5 protein-coding genes are annotated in these 1,422 nt (G+C 71.0%); 1 reads left to right on the top strand and 4 read right to left on the bottom strand.

What is annotated here, in order from left to right; genetic code table 11:
- The 4 genes from ACWAT2_RS19080 to ACWAT2_RS19065 form a co-directional block, all read right to left on the bottom strand.
- Positions 1-271: hypothetical protein (locus ACWAT2_RS19080; RefSeq protein WP_480049204.1), on the bottom strand; the 271-nt coding region annotated here is incomplete at its 3' end.
- Positions 268-513 carry a hypothetical protein gene (locus ACWAT2_RS19075; protein WP_480049202.1) on the bottom strand — a complete coding sequence of 82 codons (246 nt, stop codon included), beginning with the start codon at positions 511-513 and terminating at the stop codon, positions 268-270. The genes ACWAT2_RS19075 and ACWAT2_RS19080, both read right to left, overlap by 4 nt.
- Positions 513-800 (bottom strand): hypothetical protein, encoded by a 288-nt coding sequence (locus tag ACWAT2_RS19070; RefSeq protein ID WP_480049200.1) that lies wholly within the window; start codon positions 798-800, stop codon positions 513-515. Before ACWAT2_RS19070 ends, ACWAT2_RS19075 begins: the two co-directional genes overlap by 1 nt.
- Entirely contained in the window at positions 797-1,084 is a 288-nt protein-coding gene (locus tag ACWAT2_RS19065; RefSeq protein ID WP_480049198.1) for a helix-turn-helix domain-containing protein, read from the bottom strand. The genes ACWAT2_RS19070 and ACWAT2_RS19065 overlap by 4 nt, the downstream gene beginning before the upstream one ends.
- A gap of 78 nt (positions 1,085-1,162) precedes the next feature.
- Here ACWAT2_RS19065 and ACWAT2_RS19060 point away from each other — a divergent pair.
- A partial coding sequence (locus ACWAT2_RS19060; protein ID WP_480049196.1) for a helix-turn-helix domain-containing protein occupies positions 1,163-1,422 on the top strand: 260 nt, incomplete at its 3' end.

The following is a 1,422-nucleotide window of genomic DNA, read 5'->3' as shown; positions in this document are numbered from 1 at the left end:
CGAGCTCGAGGTCGACCTCGTCGCGCGCCTGGTCCTCGACGACGTCGGGCGCCTGGTCCTCCTCGACGATGTGCTCGAGCTCGGCCGCGGCGAACACGAGTCCCTCGCCGCTGTCGTCGTAGACGACGCCGACTGGGTGCGAGGGCGAGAGGTCGGGCTGGACCCACGCGACGACGCCGGCGCGGCCGCGGTCCTCGGGGGAGAGGGTCAGGGTGTGGCGGGTCCGCACGCGGTCGCCGGGGTGGAAGGTGCTCGGGCGGTCTGCACTCACTGGGAGCTCCTGTCTGCGTAGGTGGTGTGCTGGGCTGGGATGGGTGCGCAGACCGGGCATGTCGGCAGCGCGGGCAGGCTGTGGTGCTCGCCGGCCTTGTGGTCGCCGGCGCACGAGCGGCACGGCGTCGGTGCGTCGTGGTGCGAGCACCAGACGATGCGGGTGGGGTGGTCGACGAGACGGCCGTCGAGCTCGCGCACGGCGGCGAGGTGCTCGTCGATCCCGCGACGTCGACGCGTCATCACGAGCACGCTTCGAACAGGTCCGGCTCGGTGTAGGTGGCGCGGTCGAGCACGCGCACACGCTGCGAGGCGACGCGGCCGGGGTGCCCCTGCCCGGACTGCAAGGCGACGATCCACGAACCGCCCTCGAGCCAGCCGTCCCAGCCGATGACATCGCCGGCGACGGTCTCGAACGTCTCGCCGGTGGGCATCCAGCGGCGACCGTTCTCGGTCTCCTGCCAGGCGCACACCTCGACCTCGACGCGCTCACCGACGCGGATGTCGGGCTTCGGGGGACGGATGGTCATGCCGGCGTGGAAGCCGCGAGCGCCAGCGGGGGCGTCTCGGTGGCGCTCGCGGCGATGAGGAGGCGTCCGAGGTCGACTCCGAGGAGGGACGCCAGGGCGAAGGTGTCGGGCAGGTCGATGGGGACGTCGCCGTTGAAGCGGCGGCTGACGTAGGCCGGCGAGACGCCGAGCTCACGGGCGATGGACCGTTGCGAGCGGCCCTGTCGGAACATCTCCACGGCGATCTCGTCGAGCACGCGCAGCGACTGCGCCGCGGCGTCGGTGTCACTCTCAGCTTTATGCATACCCCGACCGTAACCGGGTCGTTCGTCTCTTGTCTAGTTAGCGCGCAACGCTGGGCGTGACGGTGTACCTTGTGGGGCATGAGTGCAGACATGGAAACCAGGCCCGCATCCCTGAGAGACCTCGTGGCGGGGGAGGTGCGCGCTGAGATGGCGCGGCGTCGGCTGAGCGGCCGCGAGCTCGCGCGCCGTACCGGGAAGTCCCAGATGTTCTGGTCGCGCCGGATCACGGGTGACGTCGCGTTCGACCTGGACGACCTCGAGGTGATCGCCGGCTACCTCAACGTGCCGGTCTCGCGGCTCCTGCTGGTGGAGGGCAGCCTCGGGCAACCTATTGCGGG

Source organism: Isoptericola sp. GX10416 (assembly GCF_056590155.1).
The sequence above is the reverse complement of the archived record's forward strand: the minus strand, read 5'-3'. Positions and strand labels throughout refer to the sequence as shown.